The organism is Streptomyces thermovulgaris (genome assembly GCF_002155915.1).
GTDB lineage: Bacteria > Actinomycetota > Actinomycetes > Streptomycetales > Streptomycetaceae > Streptomyces > Streptomyces thermovulgaris.
Genome location: NZ_MUME01000407.1, coordinates 1 through 3,398, shown reverse-complemented (window position 1 = coordinate 3,398; position 3,398 = coordinate 1). Strand labels below are relative to the sequence as shown.

The window sequence follows — 3,398 nt, the reverse complement described above, 5'->3', positions numbered from 1 at the left end:
GGCTTTCCCCGTTCGGCCTGCTTTTCCCGTTCGGGTCGGGGTGGGTGCGGCAGGGGTGCTTCCCCGGGCTTTCCGGAGTGCCTTCGCCGGCTTGGTCGGCTCGTGGGTCCACCGGTTCGCTCTTGCCGGGGTGTTGCCCGCCGGGCTCGTCCGGTTGCCGGTCGTGTGCGGTGCCGCCGCTGTGTGAACAGTGCCCTTTCCTGTGACCCCGCCTGACGGGCAGGGGCCGGGGGTCTCCGGGCCGGGCGGTGCGGGGCTCAGCGGAGCCAGGGCAGGTCCGCGCCCGCCTCGTTCGGCTGGAGGCCCTCGGCGATGATCTGCATGATCTCGCCGAGGGACTTCTGCTGTTCGGGGCTGAGCCGGTCGAACAGCGCCTGGCGTACGGCGGCCACATGGCCCGGTGCGGTACGCCGCAGCACGTCCATGCCCTGGTCGGTCAGGACCGCGAACTGGCCCCGCTTGTCGGAGGGACAGTTCTCGCGGCGCACCCAGCCGTTGGTCTCCAGGCGGGCGATCGCGTGCGAGAGACGGGAGCGGGTGATCTTGGCGTCCATGGCCAGCTCGGTCATCCGCAGCCGGCGGTCCGGGGCCTCGGCGAGCCTGACCAGGAGGCTGTAGTAGAGGTGCGGCATGCCCGCATCACGCTGCAGCTGACGGTCGAGGTGGTCCTCGAGGAGGGTGGTGGCGTGCAGGTAGGAGCGCCAGACGCGCTGTTCCTCGGCGGTGAGCCAGCGGTGGGTCCCGGTGGGGGCGGGCTCGGGGGCGGATGCGGATGCCGTGTTCATGCGTCCCACTCTACGAGGGGTATTCTTGAAGTTTAAACAAAAGCGGCCTAGCCTCGAGGTGGAACTTTAGAGTTCAAGCAAATCGTTTCCAGGTGCCACCGCACCGGAGGGAGCCGCCGTCATGTCCGCCCCCGTCTCGGAGCGCATGCCCGTCCTCTATCTCAGCCACGGCGCCCCGCCGCTCGCGGACGACCCCGTCTGGCCCGGTCAGCTCGCCGCCTGGGCCGCCGGCCTGCCCCGCCCCCGGGCGATCCTCGTGGTCTCCGCGCACTGGGAGGAGGCCCCGCTGGCCATCGGCGCCACCGAGACCGTTCCGCTCGTCCACGACTTCTGGGGCTTCCCCGAGCGCTACTACCAGGTGCGGTACGAGGCGCCCGGCGCCCCCGGGCTCGCCGAGAGCGTGCGGAAGCTGCTGCGCTCTCCCGGCACGCCCGTGCAGGACGTCCCCGGCCGCGGCCTCGACCACGGCGCCTATGTGCCGCTCGCCGAGATGTTTCCCGAGGCCGACGTCCCCGTGCTCCAGGTGTCCATGCCGACCCTCGACCCGGTCCGGCTCATGGACATCGGCCGCAGGCTCGCGCCGCTGCGCGACGAGGGCGTGCTGATCGTCGGCTCCGGCTTCTTCACCCACAATCTGGCCGCGCTGCGGTACGCCGGCGACGGTGTCCCCAGCTGGTCCGCGGAGTTCGACGACTGGGGCCGGCGCGCCCTGGAGGCCCATGACTGGGACGCCCTGCTGAACTTCCTCGACAAGGCCCCGGCCGGCCGTTACGCCCATCCGCGCACCGAGCACTTCGCCCCGCTGTTCGTGACCATGGGCGCCGCGGAGGCCGGCGGCGGACTGGAGGCGCAGAGGTCGGTGATCGACGGCTTCTGGATGGGGCTGGCCAAGAGGTCGGTGCAGTTCGGCTGATGTGGCCGGAAGTGAGACGTGCGCGCTTTTGCCGCGTAAGAGGAGGGTGTGGAGCGGGAGGAATTTCCCGGGAGTCCGGGGTTGCGGCAACCTTCCGCCAGTCGGACTCGTCCATGGGGGTGGAAGGCGGCCGAGAGTGACGTACTGCTCCATTGGAGTGAAGGGAGTGTGAGGGGGATCTCATTTCCGGGGGTGCCGAAGGTGTCCACGGAGGCTCTCGGGAAGCTCTCGTCCCCGCTCTGACCTGCGGCTGTACGGGCCGTCGGCGAAGAGGCCGACCGGCTGCGGCGCGGCAGGGTACTGCATGATCAGAAAATTTGAGGGCGGCTTGGGAATTCTGTCCCGATTCCAGTCGTTGTTTCCCACGGATGCAGGGCACCCGAGGAGAGTTCTCAGGACTCCGGATGGCGTGCCAGGCGTCCCGAGGACCACCCGCTGACCCACCATCGCAAGGGAGCACGCATGGCAACCCGCGCCGTCGCCCGTCGTCAGTCCGCCATCGGCGAGACGGTCGACGCGGCAAGCAGTGTTCGCGCCCACGACGGCGAGATCGCCGAACGCGACCTGGTCGGCATGTATCTCGACGAGATCGCGCGTACACCGCTGCTCGACGCCGCCAAGGAGGTCGAGCTGTCCCAGATGATCGAGGCGGGTGTGTTCGCACAGCAGATCCTCGACGGGTACGAGGAGTCCAGGACGGACGCCACCCGCGAGGAGCTCGAGGCCCTGGTCGCCCAGGGCGAATGGGCCAAGGACGTCTTCATCCGCTCCAACCTGCGCCTGGTCGTCGCCGTCGCCCGGCGCTATCCGCGCAGCGGCCTGCCGCTGCTGGACCTGATCCAGGAGGGCAACGCCGGCCTGGTGCGCGCGGTGGAGAAGTTCGACTACCGCAAGGGCTTCAAGTTCTCGACGTACGCCACCTGGTGGATACGTCAGGCGATCACGCGCTCGATCGCGGACCAGTCCCGCACGATCCGGCTGCCCGTCCACCTGGTGGAGGAGCTGGGGCGCATCCGCCGCGTGCAGCGCGACTTCAACCGCGAGCACGGCCGTGACCCGGAGCCCGCGGAGATCGCCGAGGAGCTCGGCTCGACGCCCGAGCGGGTGACGGACGTCCTGGACTGGGCCCGGGACCCGGTCTCGCTGAACATGTCGGTGGACGACGAGGGCGAGACCCAGTTCGGTGACCTCCTGGAGGACACCTCCGCGGTGTCGCCCGAGCAGTCGGTGCTGACCCTGCTGCGCAGTGAGGAGCTGGACGAGCTGATCGGCCGCCTCGACCAGCGCACGGCGTCCATCATCAAGATGCGGTACGGCATCGAGGACGGCCGTGAGCGCACGCTGACCGAGGTGGGCAAGGAGCACGGCCTCACCCGCGAACGCATCCGTCAGATCGAGAAGCACGCGCTGCTGGAGCTGAAGAAGCTGGCCCGCGACACCGGCTTCGACGCGGCGGCGTGACACGAGCGATCCGGCCGTGCCGACGGTGCCGCCGACCGCGTACGCCCGGTGGCGAAAGACCGCGCAAACATGGCCGTGTACCGTCGCTTCAAGCGGCGGGGCCGTGGGAACAACCCTTCAAAGCCCGGGAGTTCGGTTCCCGGGAACCGAACCCGGCCCTCTGGTGCGCGCCTGATGTCATGAGCACGTGCCAGTACCCCGAGCCGAGTCCCGACGCCGGGGGGAGTGCGTCGGGACTC

The 3,398-nt window shown here is 69.8% G+C and carries 3 protein-coding genes; 2 read left to right on the top strand and 1 reads right to left on the bottom strand.

Annotated elements, in window-relative coordinates:
• Nucleotides 1–257 precede the first annotated feature (257 nt).
• Entirely contained in the window at nt 258–785 is a 528-nt protein-coding gene (locus CCN35_RS25370; RefSeq protein ID WP_086794466.1) for a MarR family winged helix-turn-helix transcriptional regulator, read from the bottom strand.
• Nucleotides 786–906: 121 nt separating this feature from the next.
• On the opposite strand from CCN35_RS25370, the gene CCN35_RS25365 reads away from it, so the two are divergent.
• A complete protein-coding gene (locus CCN35_RS25365) occupies nt 907–1,698 on the top strand; it encodes a dioxygenase family protein (protein ID WP_067396215.1) in 792 nt (263 codons plus the stop codon).
• 462 nt (nt 1,699–2,160) lie between these two features.
• On the top strand, nt 2,161–3,159 hold the full coding sequence (locus CCN35_RS25360; protein ID WP_067396218.1) for a sigma-70 family RNA polymerase sigma factor: 999 nt from the start codon (nt 2,161–2,163) through the stop codon (nt 3,157–3,159).
• Nucleotides 3,160–3,398 lie beyond the last annotated feature (239 nt).